This window comes from Pseudomonadota bacterium, assembly GCA_039196715.1.
Taxonomy (GTDB): Bacteria; Pseudomonadota; Gammaproteobacteria; order CALCKW01; family CALCKW01; genus CALCKW01.
On record JBCCUP010000035.1, the window covers coordinates 1 to 17,197 of the forward strand.

18 protein-coding genes are annotated in these 17,197 nt (G+C 64.0%); 8 read left to right on the forward strand and 10 right to left on the reverse strand.

Annotated features, from left to right (window positions below; translation table 11 throughout):
- Positions 1 to 366, reverse strand: a 366-nt coding sequence (locus tag AAGA11_12920; GenBank protein ID MEM9603761.1) for a response regulator, incomplete at its 3' end; no start/stop codon positions are given.
- 95 nt (positions 367 to 461) lie between these two features.
- Between AAGA11_12920 and AAGA11_12925 the strand changes: the two genes are divergently transcribed.
- The 4 genes from AAGA11_12925 to AAGA11_12940 all read left to right on the forward strand — a co-directional run bounded on the left by AAGA11_12925 (position 462) and on the right by AAGA11_12940 (position 5,320).
- A complete protein-coding gene (locus AAGA11_12925; GenBank protein MEM9603762.1) occupies positions 462 to 1,436 on the forward strand; it encodes a tripartite tricarboxylate transporter substrate-binding protein in 975 nt (324 codons plus the stop codon).
- Positions 1,437 to 1,504: 68 nt separating this feature from the next.
- On the forward strand, positions 1,505 to 1,987 hold the full coding sequence (locus tag AAGA11_12930; GenBank protein ID MEM9603763.1) for a tripartite tricarboxylate transporter TctB family protein: 483 nt from the start codon (positions 1,505 to 1,507) through the stop codon (positions 1,985 to 1,987).
- Positions 1,988 to 1,994: 7 nt separating this feature from the next.
- The gene (locus tag AAGA11_12935) at positions 1,995 to 3,488 is read left to right on the forward strand and encodes a tripartite tricarboxylate transporter permease (protein MEM9603764.1); all 1,494 of its coding nucleotides are present in this window, start codon (positions 1,995 to 1,997) and stop codon (positions 3,486 to 3,488) included.
- Between the two features lie 263 nt (positions 3,489 to 3,751).
- Positions 3,752 to 5,320, forward strand: coding sequence for a BCCT family transporter (locus AAGA11_12940; protein MEM9603765.1), 1,569 nt, complete (start codon positions 3,752 to 3,754; stop codon positions 5,318 to 5,320).
- A 57-nt stretch (positions 5,321 to 5,377) separates the two neighbouring features.
- On the opposite strand, the gene AAGA11_12945 is transcribed toward AAGA11_12940, so the two are convergent.
- A complete protein-coding gene (locus AAGA11_12945) occupies positions 5,378 to 6,187 on the reverse strand; it encodes a DUF2797 domain-containing protein (GenBank protein MEM9603766.1) in 810 nt (269 codons plus the stop codon).
- Between the two features lie 83 nt (positions 6,188 to 6,270).
- On the opposite strand from AAGA11_12945, the gene AAGA11_12950 reads away from it, so the two are divergent.
- From AAGA11_12950 to AAGA11_12965, 4 genes are all read left to right on the forward strand, one after another.
- Positions 6,271 to 6,984, forward strand: a complete 714-nt coding sequence (locus AAGA11_12950; GenBank protein MEM9603767.1) for a glutathione S-transferase N-terminal domain-containing protein — start codon at positions 6,271 to 6,273, stop codon at positions 6,982 to 6,984.
- Positions 6,981 to 7,670, forward strand: coding sequence for a glutathione S-transferase N-terminal domain-containing protein (locus AAGA11_12955; protein MEM9603768.1), 690 nt, complete (start codon positions 6,981 to 6,983; stop codon positions 7,668 to 7,670). Before AAGA11_12950 ends, AAGA11_12955 begins: the two co-directional genes overlap by 4 nt.
- Positions 7,671 to 7,760: 90 nt before the next feature.
- Positions 7,761 to 8,666, forward strand: a complete 906-nt coding sequence (locus AAGA11_12960; protein MEM9603769.1) for a DMT family transporter — start codon at positions 7,761 to 7,763, stop codon at positions 8,664 to 8,666.
- A gap of 135 nt (positions 8,667 to 8,801) precedes the next feature.
- Positions 8,802 to 9,128 carry a DUF1428 family protein gene (locus tag AAGA11_12965; GenBank protein MEM9603770.1) on the forward strand — a complete coding sequence of 109 codons (327 nt, stop codon included), beginning with the start codon at positions 8,802 to 8,804 and terminating at the stop codon, positions 9,126 to 9,128.
- Here the strand turns inward: AAGA11_12965 and mgtE are convergent.
- From mgtE to AAGA11_13005, 8 genes are all read right to left on the reverse strand, one after another.
- Positions 9,125 to 10,486, reverse strand: coding sequence for a magnesium transporter (gene mgtE / locus AAGA11_12970; GenBank protein ID MEM9603771.1), 1,362 nt, complete (start codon positions 10,484 to 10,486; stop codon positions 9,125 to 9,127). The two genes, AAGA11_12965 and mgtE, sit on opposite strands and share 4 nt — an antisense overlap.
- Before the next feature lie 80 nt (positions 10,487 to 10,566).
- On the reverse strand, positions 10,567 to 12,315 hold the full coding sequence (ptsP, locus tag AAGA11_12975) for a phosphoenolpyruvate--protein phosphotransferase (protein ID MEM9603772.1): 1,749 nt from the start codon (positions 12,313 to 12,315) through the stop codon (positions 10,567 to 10,569).
- Positions 12,316 to 12,358: 43 nt separating this feature from the next.
- Entirely contained in the window at positions 12,359 to 12,628 is a 270-nt protein-coding gene (locus tag AAGA11_12980) for an HPr family phosphocarrier protein (protein MEM9603773.1), read from the reverse strand.
- Positions 12,629 to 12,647: 19 nt separating this feature from the next.
- Complete coding sequence (gene rapZ / locus AAGA11_12985) at positions 12,648 to 13,508, reverse strand: RNase adapter RapZ (GenBank protein MEM9603774.1); 861 nt, start codon at positions 13,506 to 13,508, stop codon at positions 12,648 to 12,650.
- Positions 13,505 to 14,422 (reverse strand): HPr(Ser) kinase/phosphatase, encoded by a 918-nt coding sequence (gene hprK / locus AAGA11_12990; protein ID MEM9603775.1) that lies wholly within the window; start codon positions 14,420 to 14,422, stop codon positions 13,505 to 13,507. Before hprK ends, rapZ begins: the two co-directional genes overlap by 4 nt.
- Positions 14,423 to 14,424: 2 nt before the next feature.
- Positions 14,425 to 14,901, reverse strand: a complete 477-nt coding sequence (locus AAGA11_12995; protein ID MEM9603776.1) for a PTS sugar transporter subunit IIA — start codon at positions 14,899 to 14,901, stop codon at positions 14,425 to 14,427.
- A gap of 140 nt (positions 14,902 to 15,041) precedes the next feature.
- Positions 15,042 to 15,377, reverse strand: a complete 336-nt coding sequence (gene raiA / locus AAGA11_13000) for a ribosome-associated translation inhibitor RaiA (GenBank protein MEM9603777.1) — start codon at positions 15,375 to 15,377, stop codon at positions 15,042 to 15,044.
- A 169-nt stretch (positions 15,378 to 15,546) separates the two neighbouring features.
- Complete coding sequence (locus tag AAGA11_13005) at positions 15,547 to 17,139, reverse strand: RNA polymerase factor sigma-54 (protein ID MEM9603778.1); 1,593 nt, start codon at positions 17,137 to 17,139, stop codon at positions 15,547 to 15,549.
- Between the last annotated feature and the right edge of the window lie 58 nt (positions 17,140 to 17,197).

Consider the following 17,197-nt stretch of genomic DNA (forward strand, 5'->3'; position numbering starts at 1 on the left):
CCCCCCGCTGCTGCGCCGGATCAGGGCACGACAGCGCGCGTCGAGTTCGTCGATGTCGAAGGGCTTGGTCAGGTAGTCGTCGGCGCCGAGGTCGAGCACGCTGACACGGTCCGAAACCCGGCTGCGCGCGGTCAGGACCAACACCGGTGTGGTGTCGGCGCGGGCCCGGTGCCGGGCGAGGAAGTCGCGACCGTCGCCATCGGGCAGCATGATGTCGAGCACGATCAGGTCGACGCCACTCGCGGCCAGCACGGCGTCAGCCTCGGCCAAGGTGCGCGCCCAGTCCACGGCGTGGCCCTGTTCGCTCAGCCGTGCGGTCACCGCCTGTCCGATGTCCTCACTGTCCTCAACCAGTAAATAGTGCATGTTGTCAGGCTGGTGTCAGGGTGATGTGGCACTATTGGCGTGTGCTGCAGCACTATTGTGCAGGCGGCTGAATAAAGCCAATGGAGGATATTGTGATGAAAATGTTGAAAAAGACGCAACACCTCGCCGCAGCGGCGGTGCTGGCCCTGGCCGGCGCGTCAGCGCACGCGGCGTCGACCGTGGATTCGATCCACTTCCTGATCCCCGGCGGTGCCGGCGGCGGTTGGGATGGCACCGCCCGTGGTACCGGCGAGGCGTTGACAAACGCCGGGCTGGTCGGCTCTGCGTCCTACGAGAACATGTCGGGCGGCGGTGGCGGCAAGGCGATCGGCTACCTGATCGAGAACGCCGCGTCCAACCACGGCACCATGATGGTCAACTCCACACCGATCGTGATTCGCTCGTTGACGGGTGTGTTCCCGCAGAGCTTCCGCGACCTGACCCTGGTGGCAGGCACCATCGGAGACTACGCCGCGTTGGTCGTGCCAGCCGAGGGTGATATCCAGGACCTCAATGGCCTGATTTCGGCCTTCAACGCGGATCCGAGCAGCGTTGCCATCGGCGGTGGCTCGGTGCCGGGCGGCATGGACCACCTTGTGGCGGCCATGGTGTTTCAGACCGCTGGGGCCGACCCGATCTCCATGAAATACGTGCCCTACGACGGTGGTGGCGCGACCATGGCGGGCCTGCTGTCAGGCGAAGTGCAGGCCGTGTCCACCGGGTTCTCCGAGGCGGTTGAGCTCGCCAAGGCCGGCGAAGTCAAGATCATCGGTGTGACCTCCGACGAGCGCGTCGACGCCTTCCCGGATGCCATGACCATGAAGGAACAGGGCAACGACACCACTTTCGTGAACTGGCGTGGCTTCTTCGCGGCACCCGGCCTGCCGGCCGACACGCTCGCGGCCTACCAGGATGTGCTGACCAAGATGTACGACACCCCGGAGTGGGAAGAGGTGCGCGCACGCAACGGGTGGGTGAACATCCACAACAACGGCGACGATTTCCGCGTCTTCCTCGAACAGCAGGAAGAGGTGATCGGCGACCTGATGCGCAAGCTCGGCTTCCTCTGAGCCTCGGCGCAGCTCGTGACCCGGCCGGCGCCTGCGCTGGCCGGTTTTTTTGACCAGGAACGATCACCATGACGCTCGACCGTTGGATTGCGATTGTCATTCTGGTGGTGTGCCTCGCCTACGGGTACACGGCCTTTTTTGCCATGGACGATCTGCTGCCGCCGATCATGCGACGCAGTCCGATCTGGCCGTCGAGCTTTCCTAAGGTGCTCGCTGTCGGCGGCATCCTGTTGTCGCTGGCCATCATCTTCGGCGTAGAGAAAAACGCGGGTACGGCGCAGAGCGACATCGACCTCAACCGGCTCGGCCAATACAAGGTGGGCCAGGCGCTGTTGTTGCTCGGACTGATGGTCGCGTACGCCCAGTTGCTCCGGCCGCTCGGGTTTCTCGCCGCGACCTTCGCGTTTCTTTTCATCGGCAGTTACCTCCTGGGTGAACGCCGGTATCTGCTGATGGCGACGGTGTCGGCTGTCGCCGCCGGGTTCATCTGGTACCTCGTCAACGAGGTGCTCGGGATCTTCCTGAGCCCCTTGCCGCTTTTCCTGAGTTGAGGCCGCCATGTTCGAAGGCATACTCACCGGGCTGTCGACAGCCTTCAGTCTCACCAACATCGTGATCGTGGTCGCCGGCTGCCTGGTCGGCACCTTCATCGGCATGTTGCCGGGCCTCGGGCCGATGTCGATCATCGCCATCATGATCCCGGTGGCGATCACCATCGGTGACCCGTCCACCGCGTTGATCCTGCTCGCCGGTGTGTATTACGGCGCGGTTTTCGGCGGCTCGACGTCGTCCATCCTGATCAACGCGCCGGGGGTGGCGTCCACCGTGGCGACGAGTTTTGACGGCTACCCGCTCGCGCGAAAAGGGCAGGCGGGCAAGGCGCTCACCGTGGCCGCGATCGCGAGCTTCGCGGGCGGCACCATCGGCGCGATCCTGCTCATGATCTTCGCCCCGGCGCTCGCGTCGGTGGCGCTGCTTTTTCACTCCTCGGAGTACTTTGCCCTGATGGTGGTGGGGTTGTCTGCCATCGCCGCCTTTGCCGGCACCGGGCAGGTGTGCAAGGCCCTCTTGATGACCTTTCTCGGGTTGATCATGGCGACGGTGGGCGAGGGTGTGCTGTTCAATGCGCCGCGTTTCACCATGGGCATCATGGATCTGCAGTCGGGCTTCGGTTTCATCACCCTGGCGATGGCCATGTTCGCCCTGCCGGAAGCCATCTACCTGGTGCTCGACCCGAACCGCTCCAAGACCGGCGACGGTGAGAGCGGCGAGATCACGAACCTGCGCATCACGCGCGACGAGGCCAAACGCATAGCGCCGGTGATCGGTCGTCAGTCGCTGCAGGGTTTTTTCATCGGCGTGCTGCCTGGCGCCGGGGCCACCATCGCCTCGTTTCTCGGCTATGCGGTCGAGCGCAACATCGCGTCCACGGAGGAGCGGGACCAGTTCGGCAAGGGCTCGGTCAAAGGTGTCGCCGCGCCCGAGAGCGCCAACAACGCCGCGGCAACAGGCTCCTTCGTGCCCTTGCTGACCCTCGGTATCCCCGGGTCCGGTACCACGGCGATCCTGCTCGGCGCGCTGGTCGCGTTGAACGTCAGCCCGGGGCCGCGCTTGATGATCGACGAGCCGCAGATCTTCTGGGCAGTCATCATTTCCATGTACCTTGGCAACCTCGTGTTGTTGATACTCAACCTGCCGCTGATCCCGTACATTGCAAAAGTGCTCGCGGTGCCGCGCAACTACCTGATCCCGTTCATCCTGTTTTTCACCCTGATGGGCGCCTACATTGGGCAAAACAACGCGACCGAACTGTTGTTGCTCGTCGGTTTCGGTGTGTGTGCCACGCTGTTGCGTTTCGCGAACTACCCGCTTGCACCGCTCCTGATCGGCTTCATTCTGGGGCCGCTGCTTGAAAACAACTTCTCGCGGGCGATGCAGCTCTACGACGGCATGGCCTTTGTCTGGGAGCGCCCCATGACGCTGGCGCTGTTGCTGCTGGCGCTCGTTCTGCTCGTGTTGCCGAGCATCCGGCGGCGGCGGCGCGCGGACTGAGGGCGTACATCCGCCCTCGGGACGGTCGGGCAGCAACGCACGTGTACGCGGACTTGAGCGAGACAAAGCGTCTCACTCGGGGTGCGTGGTCTGTGCGCGCCGTCAAAATGCCAACACGGCTTTTTGGGTCGTCGGGTTGCAAATTGCCTGCGAATGGCTTTTCATGGAACGCGCCTGCACCGCGCTGGTGCGAGTGGCCAACCAGGACCCCTGCCTAGACGACACGACAACACCGTTCCCCCCAATCACGAGAGGACAGCCCCATGGCGGATTCGCACGACACGCCGCAGCCGGACTACGAGGCCGGCAGCGACAACATCAGGCCCTTCGGACTCGACATCCACAACCCGGTCTTTCTCGTGTCTGCGGGCGTGATCTGTTTGTTCGTGATTGCCTCGTTGTCCTTTCAGGAGGCCTCAGCCGAATTCTTCGGGTGGTTGCGGCCCTTTCTGACCCGCGAGTTCGATTGGTTTCTCGTGATCGCCGTGGACATCATGCTGGTGTTCTGCCTGTTGTTGGTGGTACTGCCAATCGGGTCGGTGCGAATCGGTGGCAAGCACGCGACACCCGACTACTCCTACGCCGGTTGGATCGCGATGCTGTTCGCCGCGGGCATCGGCATCGGGCTGCTGTTTTTCGGCGTGCTCGAGCCGGTGTATTACACCTACGCCGAAGGCGGCGCGGCCAACCCGTTGGGCATCGACCCCAAGACACCCGGCAACGAGAACATCGGCATCGTCGGCACCGTGCACCATTGGGGCCTCGGCGGCTGGGCCGTCTACGCGGTGGTGGGTCTGAGCCTCGCGGTCTTTTGCTACAACAAGGGGCTGCCGCTGACACTGCGCTCGGCGTTCTACCCCTTGCTCGGCGACAAGGTCTGGCGTTGGCCGGGGCACGTCATTGACACGCTGGCGGTCTTCGCGACCTTGTTCGGTCTGACGACGTCGCTCGGCCTTGGCGCCAAGCAGATTGCAGCCGGACTCTACGATGTGTTCGGCATCGAACCCAGCAACACGGTGGTTGTGCTGCTGATTGTCGGTATCACCATCGTCGCGCTCGGGTCGGTGCTCGCCGGCATGGACAAGGGCGTCAAGCGCTTGTCCGAGATCAACATGGTCATGGCGATCTGCCTGTTCTTCTTCGTGCTGTTCGTGACCGGGGTCGGGTCGGCCATCGCCCGCTACGCTGACGTGATGGTCCAGTACATGGTGCAGATCGTGCCGCTGTCGAACCCCTTCGGCCGGGAGGACACGAGTTACTTCCACGGCTGGACCACCTTCTACTGGGCCTGGTGGATCGCGTGGTCGCCGTTTGTCGGCATGTTCATCGCGCGGATTTCGAAGGGCCGCACGGTGCGGGAGTTCGTCATTTGCGTGCTGATTGCGCCGACGCTGGTGTGCGCGTTGTGGATGAGTACCTTCGGCGGTGCAGCAATCGACATGATCGAGAACGGCACAGGACAGGGCATCACGGGGGTGGTGGTCGACACCTACAAGCCGGAGATCTCGCTCTTCCGTTTTCTCGATCAGCTTCCGTTGTACTCGATCATTGCACCCATCTCGCTGGTGTTGATCATCATCTTCTTCGTGACCTCTTCGGACAGTGGCTCGCTCGTGATCGACACGATCACGGCCGGTGGCAAGATGGATGCACCGTCGGTGCAGCGGGTGTTCTGGTGCACGCTGGAGGGTCTGGTGGCCATAGCCCTGTTGCTTGGCGGCGGCCTCTCGGCGTTGCAGGGGGCGGCGGTGTCCACTGGCATCCCCTTCACCGTGGTGGTTCTGCTGATGTGTTACACGGTGTTCAAGGCACTGCAGACCGAAGAACGGTGAACGCCTGATCGGCCACGCGCCGATCGCCAACGGTGCGGCCCGCGCGGCCGCACCGCTTCAGGCCAGGGTGGCGTCGTAGCCCGTGAACTTTCGGACGTTGATCACGCCGGTGTCGAACATCAGGTACTGGCCCTTGATGCCCAGCAACACGCCGGCGACCTCGGGGTCCTTGTCGAAGTTGTGCGAGGCGATCTTGCCGGGGTACTCCAGCACCGGATAGTCGAGCGTGACCACGTCTTCACTGAGGCGCTCGATGGCGTCCTCGCCGTGCGCAGCGAGGATGGGTGCAAGTGCCGGTTCCAGCTTGGCCAACAGCGTTGCCGCAGCGTCGTGCATGTCGCAGGGCTCGGGATCGCCCCTGAGCAGCGCGCGCCAGTTGGTCTTGTCGGCCACGTGTTGTGCGAGCGCGACCTCGACCAGGCCGGCGACCAGCCGGCTTTTCACCCGCAACAGAGGCAGTGCCTGGGTCGCGCCCTGGTCGATCCAGCGCGTCGGCACCTGGCTCTGCCGGGTGATGCCGACTTTCAATCCGCTGGTGTTGGCGAGGTAGACGATGTGCGGCGCAAAGCAGTTGGCCAGGCCCCACTCCGGTTCGCGGCAGGTGCCGAGGTGGTGGTGGCAGGTCTCGGGACGGATGATGCAGTTGTCACAGCTTGCCAGCGTTTTCATGCACGAGAAACAGTGGCCCTGCGCGTAGCTTTTGGGTGTGCGCTTGTGGCAATGGTCGCAGTAGATGTTGCCGGTGTGGTGCAAGCGCAGTCGCTGGCCGAGGTAGGCGTTAAGCGGTTCGGCTGCCTCGCCCATCGGCAAGGCGTACTGGATGGGGTCGCCGAGCGTCGCGGTCATCTTGTCGAGCGGCGTGGGCACCGGCTGCTCCGAGCGGAAGTCAATGTGCGATCATACCGGGCTTGTGCGCTGCTGCGCGAACCCGACCCGACGTGAGGATGGCCATGGCTTTGTTGATGTACGACTTGTGCGGTGAGGAGCTCGACCGCCGATTCAGCCCCTACTGCTGGTTGGTCAAACTGGTTGTGGCGCACAAGGGCCTGCCGCTCGAGACACGCCCCCTGCCGTTCACCGACAAGGCCAGCATCGCGTTTGCCGATTGGAAACAACTGCCGGTGCTGACCGATGGCGAGCAGACCGTGGTCGATTCCTGGCAGATCGTCCAACACCTGGAGGCGCAGTACCCTGAGACACCGGCGGCGGGTTCGGCTGACGCGCTCGGACAGGCGACGCTGATCAAGCTGGTGGTCGAGCACACCGTGATGGGCCCCGTGCTGCGCAGCGTGATTCTGGACATCCACAACCACCTGGCGCCCGCCGACGCGGCCTATTTTCGCGAAACGCGCGAGGCACGGTTCGGCAACACGCTGGAGGCGTTGCAGGCGGGCCGAGAGGCACACCGCCGCGATTTGCAGACTGCGCTTGGCCCCTTTCGCGCCACACTCAAACGGCAGCGCTGGCTGAGCGGCGATGACCCGGGGCTCGCCGACCTGTTGTTGTTCGCGTCGTTCATGTGGGCGCGCAGCGTGTCCGATTTTCAGCTGTTGAACGCAGATGACCCGGTCTACGTGTGGCGTGACGCCATGCTGGCGCGCTACAGCGCGGTGACGGCCTCGGCAGTGGGCTACGACTTCGCCGACGCGGGGATGGCATCGTGATCGACTTGTATTATTGGGCGACGCCGAACGGCAAGAAGTGCACGATCATGCTCGAGGAATGTGGGCTGGCGTACAACGCCATACCGGTCGACATCAGCAAGGGCGAGCAATTCGAACCCGATTTTCTGGCCATCAGCCCGAACAACAAGATTCCGGTGCTGGTGGATCCCGACGGACCCGACGGCGACCCGATCGCGGTCAACGACTCGGTTGCGATCCTGCTGTACCTTGCCGAGAAAACCGGTCTGTTCTGGGTCAGCGACGCACGTGCGCGCCACACCTTGATGCCCTGGCTGCTGTTTCAAGCGGCCCACATCGGCCCGATGCTCGGCCAGAATCACCATTTCCGCACCTACGCGCCTGACAAGATTCCCTACGCGATCGATCGCTACACCACCGAGGCGGCACGGCTCTACGGTGTGCTCAACACCCGCCTGGAGCACAACACCTGGCTCGGCGGGGCTGACTACTCGATTCTGGATATCGCCACCTTTCCCTGGATCGTGCCGCACGAGCGCCAAGGTCAGGACCTCGCCGATTTTCCGGCGCTCGCGCGCTGGTTCGAGGCCTGTGAGGGCCGCCCGGCCGTGCAACGCGGCATGGCCGTGCTGACCGATCTGCGCGTCAACCCGAGCATGGATAAGGCCGCGTGGCAAACCCTGTTCGACAACAAGGCGCCCGATTGAGCCGGCACGGCGCAGTTGCGCAGGTTTCGGGTGGTGTGATGGCGGGTGAAGCCGGACAGTGCCGGGCGGCGTCGATCACGGAGTAGGGACATGCAAACGGCCAAGACCATGGACCGCGTGGACTGGGGTCTGTTGCTGCTGCTCGCGCTGCTCTGGGGCGGGGCGTACTTTTTTGTTGGTGTCGCGGTGCGTGAATTGCCGCCGCTGACCGTGGTGTTGCTGCGCGTCGCCATCGCCGCCTGCGTGATGCTACCGGTGGTCTGGTGGCTGGGGCAGCGCCTGCCCACCGCTGCGCGCGCCTGGTTGCCGTTTCTCGGCATGGGCCTGCTCAACAACGTGCTGCCGTTTTCGTTGATCTTCTACGGTCAGACCCACATCACGGTGGGCCTGTCTTCGGTGATCAACGCGCTGACCCCCCTGTTCACGGTGTTGGTCATGGCGGGGTTTCGGGAAGAGCGGCTGACCGCCTACCGGGTGTTGGGCGTGGTGCTCGGTGTGGTGGGGGTCGCCGTGTTGCGCGGTGCCGGATACGACCTTGCGGACGCGCAGGTGCTCGGTATCGGACTGTGCATGGCAGCCGCCCTCAGCTACGGCTTTGCCGGCTTGTGGGGGCGGCGCTACCTCGCGACCGTGCCGCCGGTGACGTCTGCCACCTGCCAGTTGATCTGTTCGGCCGCGGTCATGGCCTGCGTGGTGGCCGTCGTGGACCGCCCCTGGGAACTCGGGATGCCGAGCGTGGCGGTGGTCTGGGCCATCCTCGCCCTCGCGGTGCTCGGCACGGCGCTCGCCTACATCGTGTTCTTCACACTGCTGGTACGCGCCGGTGCCAGCAATGTCATGTTGGTGACCCTGCTGATCCCGGTGATCGCCATTGCGCTGGGCGCCGTGTTTCTCGGCGAAGCCGTGCACGCGAGTGAAGTGGCCGGTGCACTTGTGATCGGCGCCGGCCTCCTGTGTATCGACGGCCGGCTGGTGTCGTGGTGGCGGCGCCCGTGACGTGCCGGTGGGCTGGTAGTCCAGGCCACAGCCTGTCGCTGCACCGTGCAGCGCAAGTCAACCTCGGGGAGCGACACCATGGCCTGTATCGACGGTTTCGTGCAGGCGGTGCCAACGGTCAACTAGACCGCGTACATCCGACACGCTGCGGCTTCAGCCGAGGTGCATGAGGCGTACGGTGCCGTGAATCTGGTCGCGTGTTGTGGCGATGACGCGCAAGCCGGCGAACGCACACCCTGTGTTGACGAGTTGCAACGCGAGCCTGACGAAACTGGGGTGTTCTCGTGGATCTGGTGGCTGTCCATGACCGCCCGGGACGTCGGCATGGCCGCCGCGGTGCAGGACGAGCGTCCGCCGCCCGGGCGCAACCCCATGCCCTTCGACGGCAACCAGATGATCCTTGCAGGCTTCGACGTGGTTGGGGGAGCTGAGGCGTGGCCCCCACAGTGTCCAGTGCGTTAGCGCAGCAGCACCGCGGAGGCCAGACCGAGAAACGCCACGAATCCGACCACGTCGGTGACGGTCGTCAGCACCACGCTGCCCGCCAGGGCCGGGTCGACCCCCATGCGGCGCAACAGCGTCGGCACCGCGACGCCGGCGGCGGTTGCGGCGGCCATGTTGATCACCAGCGCGGCGGCGATGATCAGGCCGAGCTCGGCGTCTCCGAACCAGAGGTAGGTGATCAGCGCGACGATCGTCGCCCAGAAGACGCCGTTGACAAAGCCCACGATCACTTCCTTGTTCAGCAACCAGCGGACGTTGTGGGATGAGAGGTGGCCGAGTGCCTGGCCTCGAATGACCAGAGTCAGTGTCTGGCTGCCGGCGATCCCGCCCATGCTCGCCACCACCGGGTTCAGGATGGCCAGTGCCACGATCTCCTCGAGTGCGACCTCGAAACGGCCGATCACCCACGCGGCGAGCAGGGCGGTCAACAGGTTGATGCCCAACCAGATGGCACGGCGGCGGCTGGCGTTCAGCACGGAGCCGAACAGGTCCTCTTCTGTGGACACGCCAGCCATGCCGTACATCTGCTGGTCTGCCTCCTCACGCATCGCGTCGACAACGTCGTCCACGGTGATCCGACCGAGCAGTTTGTTGTCGCGGTCGACCACGGCCGCCGACACCAGGTCGAGTTCCTCGAACTGGCGTATCACCTCGTGCTGGTCCGTTTCAACGGGTATGGCGTCGACGTCGGTGCGCATGAGCGCGGCCACGTCGAGCTCCGGGTCGTTGCAGAGCAGGCGTCGGATCGGCAACACACCGAGGTAGTGATCGAATCGATCGACGACGATCAGGCGGTCGGTGTAGCGTGGAATCTCGCCCTTCAGCCGCAGATAGCGGATCACCACATCGAGCGACACGTCGGCCCGCACCGTGACCACGTCGAGGTCCATCAGGCCGCCGGCGCTGTCCTCGGGCCAGGACAGCACCGACTCGAGGCGCTGGCGATTCTGCTTGTCCATGCCGGCCAGCACTTCGGGGATCGCGGCATCGGGCAAGCCCTGAACCAGGTCGGCGATGTCGTCGACTTCGAGGTGCCGGATGGCCTGGAGCAGGTCTTCCGAGTCGAGGTGCTTGACCAGCGAGTCGCGTGACTCCTCGTTCAGCTCGATCAGCACGTCGCCCGCGAGCGCGTCGTCCAGCAGTTGCCACACCACCAGGCGTTTGTTGCCGGGAATGCCCTCGAGGACGTTGGCGATTTCAGCCGGGTGCATGCCTTGCAGGGTCTTGCGGGCGGAATCAGCCTGCCCGCTCTGGAGTATCGCCTGCAGTGCGCCGATCTCGGGGCGGGTTTCGAGTTCTGGTGATGTCGATGGCATGTCGGGCACTCGAGAAGAGGTCGGTCTGCGTGGTGATCGAGGGCAGGTGAGCTCGTGCTACCGGGCACCGTTTACGTCAATCAGGCTTGCAAATCCAGGTCGCTGTTCATGGCCTCGAGCAAGGCCTTGCGCTTTTCACCGTCGGTGGTGCGCACAAAGGCCAGCGCCTTTGGCCGTAATTCCTTCAGTCGGCTGTTCAGGATGACGTTTTTCGTTGCCAGCAGGCTGTTCACCGGCATCGAGAAATCGCGCAGGCCGAGCCCGAGCAACAGTCGGGTGAACCGCGGCTCACCTGCCATCTCGCCGCACAGCGATACCGGAATGCCACGTTTGTTGCCGGCATCGATCGCCGCTTTCACCAGCATCAACACGGCCGGGTGCAATGGGTCGTAGAGGTAGTTGACGTGGTCGTCGATGCGGTCGATCGCGAGGGTGTATTGAATGAGGTCGTTGGTGCCGATCGAGAGGAAATCGAGCTCGGCGGCGAACTGATCCGCCGCGATGGCAGCGGCAGGCACTTCGATCATCCCACCAATGCGGTAGTCGCCTTCGATCTTGTAGCCTTCGCCCCGCAGTGCGTCGCGTGTTTGCGCGATCAACGCGCGCGCCTGGCGCACCTCTTCGAGGCTGGTCAACATGGGAAGCAGGATGTTCACCGGCCCCTTGCTCGCAGCGCGCAGGATGGCCCGGAGCTGCGGCACGAACAACGCCGGCTCCTTCAGTGAACGGCGGATGCCGCGCAGGCCGAGGGCCGGGTTGTGCGCCAACGGTCCCTGCATGCTTGAGGCTTCCTTGTCCGCGCCGAGATCGACCGTGCGGATGGTCAACGGTGCGCCCCGCAGGGCCCGTAGGATGCGTGTGTAATTACGGTAGTGCTCTTCTTCAGTCGGGATGTCATCGCGGTTCATGTACAGGAATTCGGTCCGGTACAGCCCGACACCAATCGCGTTGGCGCGCCGCAGGGCTTTCACGTCCTCGTCGATTTCGATGTTGGCGAACAGGCCGATGGCCTCACCGCTGCGCGCCTTGGCCGGCGCATCCCGCAAGGCCTCGAGTGCCTTGCTTGCGCGGCGTTGCTCTCGTTGCCGCTTTCGGTAGTCTGCCAGGCTCTTGTCGTCAGGGGCGGCTGCCACGAGGCCGTTCGAGCCGTCGATCAGCAGCTCCTCGCCGTCGAGGATGTAGCGCCGCGCCTCGTGCACGCCGACGATCGCCGGGATGCCGAGCGACCGTGCGAGGATCGCCGTGTGCGACAGGTGACCACCGGTCTCGGTGATGAACCCGGCGACACCCTGGGTCTGCATGTGCACCGTGTCTGCCGGCGTCAAGTCGTCTGCGATGACGATCACACCGCGCCAATCGGCCTGGGTCAGATCGTCGGCCGACGCGCCACCGGTTTGCAGGGCGCGCAGCACGGAATCGGCCACGTGGTTGACGTCGTTCTTGCGCGTTGCGAGGTAGGGGTCCTCCATCGCTTCGAACACTTCAATGATGCTCTGGCGGTGGGAGTGGACTGCCCACTCGGCGTTGACCAGTTGCTCGCGAATGATGTCCTTGGGTCGGTTGACGAAGGCGTCGTCGGAGAGCATCAGCAGGTGCGTTTCGATGAAACCGCGGATGTCCGTGGTCGCCGACTCCGGGATGGTCTTCTGAACGTCTGTCAGTTCCCGGGTTGCGTTCTTGATCGCGCGTTGGAAGCGGCGAATCTCGGCTGTCACCTGGCTGCGTTCGATCGGGGTCTCCCGCAGCTCACCCAAGTCGCGCTTGAGTGTACGGGCCGGTGCGATCTCGATCCCGCGCGACACACCGATGCCGTTGAACATCAGACTCATCGCACACGTCTCTCGGCGCGCGTGATGCCGACGGCAGCCGTGGTCATTCGTCCTCGCCGAAGCGGTCGTTGATCAGGTCGACGACGGCGTCGAGCGCTTCGTCGGCATCCTCGCCTTCGGCTGAGACGATCACCGTGGTGCCCTTGCTGGCAGCGAGCATCATCACGCCCATGATGCTCTTGGCTGACACTGTTTGCTCGTTGCGCTCGAGCGAAATGTCGGACGCGAAAACCGCTGCCGTCTTGACAAGTTTTGCCGCTGCCCGGGCGTGCAAGCCCAACTTGTTGATGATTTCAACCTGTGCACTCGGCATGTTCAGCCCCCTGTGACGGTCAGTGGATCTCGCGGTGGCGGACCGAGACGGTGTGTCCGGACTTGCGAAACGCAGCCGCAAGCTTCTCGACCATGTAAACGCTGCGGTGTCTTCCGCCGGTGCAGCCAATGGAAATGGTCAGATAGGCCCGACCCTCGGACTCGAAATCGGGCACGAAACGGTGCAGGAACTGCTCGATGGAGCCGTACATGTCGCCAACCGAACTGTGCTCCTCGAGAAAGTCGATGATCGGCTTGTCGCGGCCGTCCAGCGGCCGCAGATTGACCTGCCAGTGCGGGTTCGGCAGGCAGCGGATATCGAAGGCGAAGTCGGTGTCCAGCGGCGTGCCGTGCTTGTAGCCGAAGGACTGGAAGAGAATCGACATGCCGTCGCCGCGGTTCTTGACGATGCGGTCGCGCACATGCTGACGCAACTGGTGCAAGTTGGTCGTCGTGGTGTCGATGAAGGCGTCGGCGAGCTGGGAGATGGGCTCCAACACGCGCCGCTCCTCGTGGATCGCCTGCACCAGCGGCCGGTCCTGTCGGGTCATCGGGTGTCGCCGGCGCGTCTCGTTGAATCGCCGCACCAGGGTGTCGAGGTCAGTCTGCAGGAACACGACCTGCAGCGAGTCGACCCGGCTGCGCACCCGGCCGATGATGTCCGGAAAGTGCAACAGGCTGTCGGCGTCGCTCGAGCGCGCATCCACGCCGATCGCGACGTTCTGGTGCAGCTCCGCGTGGGTGGTCGAAATCCGCTCGATCAGGTCCGGGATCAGGGAAATCGGCAGATTGTCCACACAGTAGAAGCCCTCGTCCTCGAGGGTGTGCAGGGCAACCGTCTTGCCGGAGCCGCTCTGGCCGCTGACGATGACGCATCTCATCCGTCTTCTCGCATCATAAGACGTTGTCTCTCTTGCAAGTCTTCAGCCGCGTAGTCGCCCTGTGCCATCAAAAGGTAGTTTCGCACCGCGGCCTCAACCAGCACCGCGAGGTTTCGGCCCGGTGCGACCGGCAATGTGATCTCGGTGATGTCGACACCGAGGAAGTCACAGACCCGGCGCTTGCCTTCAAGCCGATCGAGGTCGCTCAGCCCGTCAGCGTCGAATTGCCTGAGGTCGACGATCAGGTTGAGCGGCATCTCGGGTCGCGTGGCCGCGTCGCCGTACATCTTCTGCACGTTGAGGATACCGAGACCACGCACCTCGAGGAAATCGATCAGGACGTCCGGGCAGGTGCCGTAGACCAACCCGTCAGTGCGGCGGGTGAAATACGGCGCGTCGTCGGCCACGAGGGCGTGTCCCCGGCTGATCAGTTCGAGCGCGAGTTCGCTCTTGCCGATGCTCGGTTTCCCGGTCAACAGCACGCCGGTGCCGAGTACGTCGAGAAACACACCGTGGGCCACGGTGCGGCGGGCGCGTTGGCGGGCGAGCGCATCGCGCACTTCCTGGATGACCTCGGCGGCGGGCTGGTCGGACAGCACCACCGCGGTGTCGCCGACCACTGCGGCCACGTCCGCGGGCGGGCGCAAGCCGTTGCAGTAGATCACCAGTGCACAGGGGGCCTCGAAGACGTGCGTCAGCGGATAGGGGGTCGGCGTGTCGCCGTGCAGGGCGTTGAACGCACGCCCGTCGATGATGTGGATGCTCGCGGCCGCGAGCGGGTTGTAGAGCCCGACCGTGTCATCGGCGTGTTCGCTGAACACCGCTGTACCGACGTGCTCCCTGCCGTGAATCCACGTCAAGGAAAGCGGGTCCTGCAGTGCGTTGATGAGTTTTGCGACGCCGAGTGTGGCCACCGTCAGCCCGAAGCAGCGTTGTCGTGCGGGGGATCGGCGGCGAGGAGGTCGAGCACGTCGGCGGGGGTTTGCGCGGCACGGATCGCGGCGCACAGTTCGGCGTCACTCAAATGGCCGGCAAGGGTCGCGAGGATCTGCAAGTGGGCTTCGTCGGCGTCCTCGGGGACCAGCAGGCCGACCAACAGGTCGACCGGGGCATCGTCGATGGCGTCGAAGTCGATGCCCTCCTGCAGCGTCAACAGGGCGGCGCGCGGAGCGGCGAGGCCGGGGACGCGCCCGTGCGGGATGCCGATGCCGGCGCCGAGCCCGGTCGAGCCAAGCCGCTCGCGCGAACAGAGACGGTCGTACACCGTGCGGTCCAGCACATCGGGGTTGTCGTGGGAGAGCAGGTCGGCGAGCTGTTGCAGCACCCGTTTCTTGCTCGTGAGCTCCGCGCGGCAGCGCACGCGGTCCGTGCTCAGCAGGTCAATGAGCGTCATGGAGGTTCCCGTTCGCATTTCAGCGACAGGTCAATGGCGCATCACACGAGGGTGATGCGCACCGGCCGGCCCGCTGGGTCAAGGGCCGAGATTACACAGCGGGCGCGGTCCACCGTCAAGTCGGTGAGGGTCAGACCGGGCTAGGAGGAGCCCTGTATCTGTTGTTCGATTTTCTCTTTTTCCCGTTTGTGGTGGTCCTTGAGCTTCTCTTTGTATTTTATGAGCTGTCTGTCGAGCTTGTCCGTCATGATGTCGATCGCAGCGTACATGTTTTCATCGGTGTTATCTGCGTACAGCGTTGCGCCGCTGACGTGGGCCGTGGCTTCGGCTTTCTGCCGCTGTTTTTCCACGGTGAGGGTGACATGAATATCGGTGACGTTGTCGAAGTGCCTTTCTAGCTTATGGATCTTTTCGCCCACGTAGTGGTTGAGCGAATCGGTGACATCAACGTGGTGGCCTGCGACAGTTAGATTCATGTGCAACTCCTGAGTCGTTCGGGTGGGTTGGAGCGCCTCTCTGGCACCGGAGCTCCGGGGTTGTCGCGCCAAGCGGGGGGCGTCATGGGTGTGCCAGACACAAAAAAAGCCGCTCCTCCCCGCGCGGAAAGCGGGGAATGAGCGGCTTCGAGGGAGACGTTTGACGTATTCAGTGCAACCGTTTCCTTTCGTTCGACGGTGGGATCGCCATGGACTCACGGTACTTGGCAATCGTCCTGCGCGCCACCTTTATGCCGTCGGCAACCAGGGTGTTCGCGATTTTGCTGTCGCTCAGCGGCTGGCTGCCGCTCTCGCTGGCAACGAGCTTGCGGATCATGGCGCGGATGGCCGTCGCCGAGCACTCGCCGCCGTCCGCGGTAGAGACGTGTGAGGAGAAGAAGAACTTGAACTCGTGGATGCCACGTGGTGTGTGCATGTATTTCTGTGTGGTCACGCGGGAGATGGTCGACTCGTGCATGCCGAGTTGTTCGGCGATGTCACGCAACACCAGGGGTTTCATGGCCATCTCACCGCGCTCGAAATAGTCGCGCTGGTGCTCGACGATCGCGGTGGCCACCCGGAGCAGGGTCTCGTTGCGGCTCTGCAGGCTCTTGATGAACCAGCGCGCCTCCTGCAAGTGGTTGCGTATGAAGGTGTTGTCGTCGCTCTTGTCCGCACGTTTGACCAGGCTCGCGTACATCGCGTTGATACCCAGTTTGGGTGCAATTTCGGGGTTGAGTTCCACTTTCCAGACATGGCGGTCCCGGCGGACGATGACATCGGGCACGATGTAGTGTGTCTTGTCGGAGGAAATCTGGGAGCCCGGCCGCGGGTTGACCTGACGGATCAGCGCAATCACCTCGTTCAGCTCTGCTTCGTTGATGCGCAGCTCGCGACGGATCTTCGGCAGCTCGTGGTTGGCCAGCCGCTTGAGGTGATCCTTGACGACCAGCATGGCGCGGTCGCGCACGTTGGAGGGCGGAAGCTGCTCGAGTTGCACGTACATGCACTCGCCAGCGTCGCGGGCGCCACAGCCGATTGGGTCCAGCCGTTGAATGAAGTGCAGTACCGACTCGATGTCGTCCATGCCCGCAGAACCCGCGGTCAGCCATTCGCTGGTGCTGAAGATGTCGTCCAGTTCGAGGGTCAGGTAGCCCGAATCGTCGATGGACTCGATGATCGCTGCACCAATCTGGTGCTCGCGTTCGCTGAGCTTGCTGAGGTAGAGCTGCTCGAGCAGGTGATCCTGCAGCGAGGCGCTGTCGCCAGCGTGGAACTCGGTGAAGTCGCGGTCGCTGTCCTCGGCGCGGCCCAGCGGTGTCGAGAAGCTGGGCTCGTAAACGTCTTCCCAGGCGCTGTCGACGGGCAGCTCGTCGGGCATCTGCTCGTTTTCAACGGCTTCAACCGTGGCGGTGCCGTCGAAACCCTCGAGCACATCGAAGCTGTCGTCGACGGTTTCGGTGACGATGTCCGTGACCGGCTCGTCCGCGTTGGCGGAAGCGCCCTCGACCTCGAGCTCGCGGGTCTCGGAGCGGACCTGGGCGGTGTCCTCGACGGCGTTCTGCTGTTCGGCCGTGGCGGTGTCGGCGCCCTCGGCGTTATCGCCTTCGCCCTCGACCTCCAGCAGGGGATTGCTCTCCAGTGCCTCCTGAATCTCGGCCTGCAACTCCAGTGTGGACAGTTGCAACAGGCGGATCGCCTGCTGAAGTTGCGGCGTCATGGCCAGTGACTGGCCGAGCTTAAGCTGGAGGGCTTGTTTCATGTGTCAGCATCCCTTGTCAGGCCGTCAGCGCCCTGGCGCGAATCTTGTGGCCGTGTCA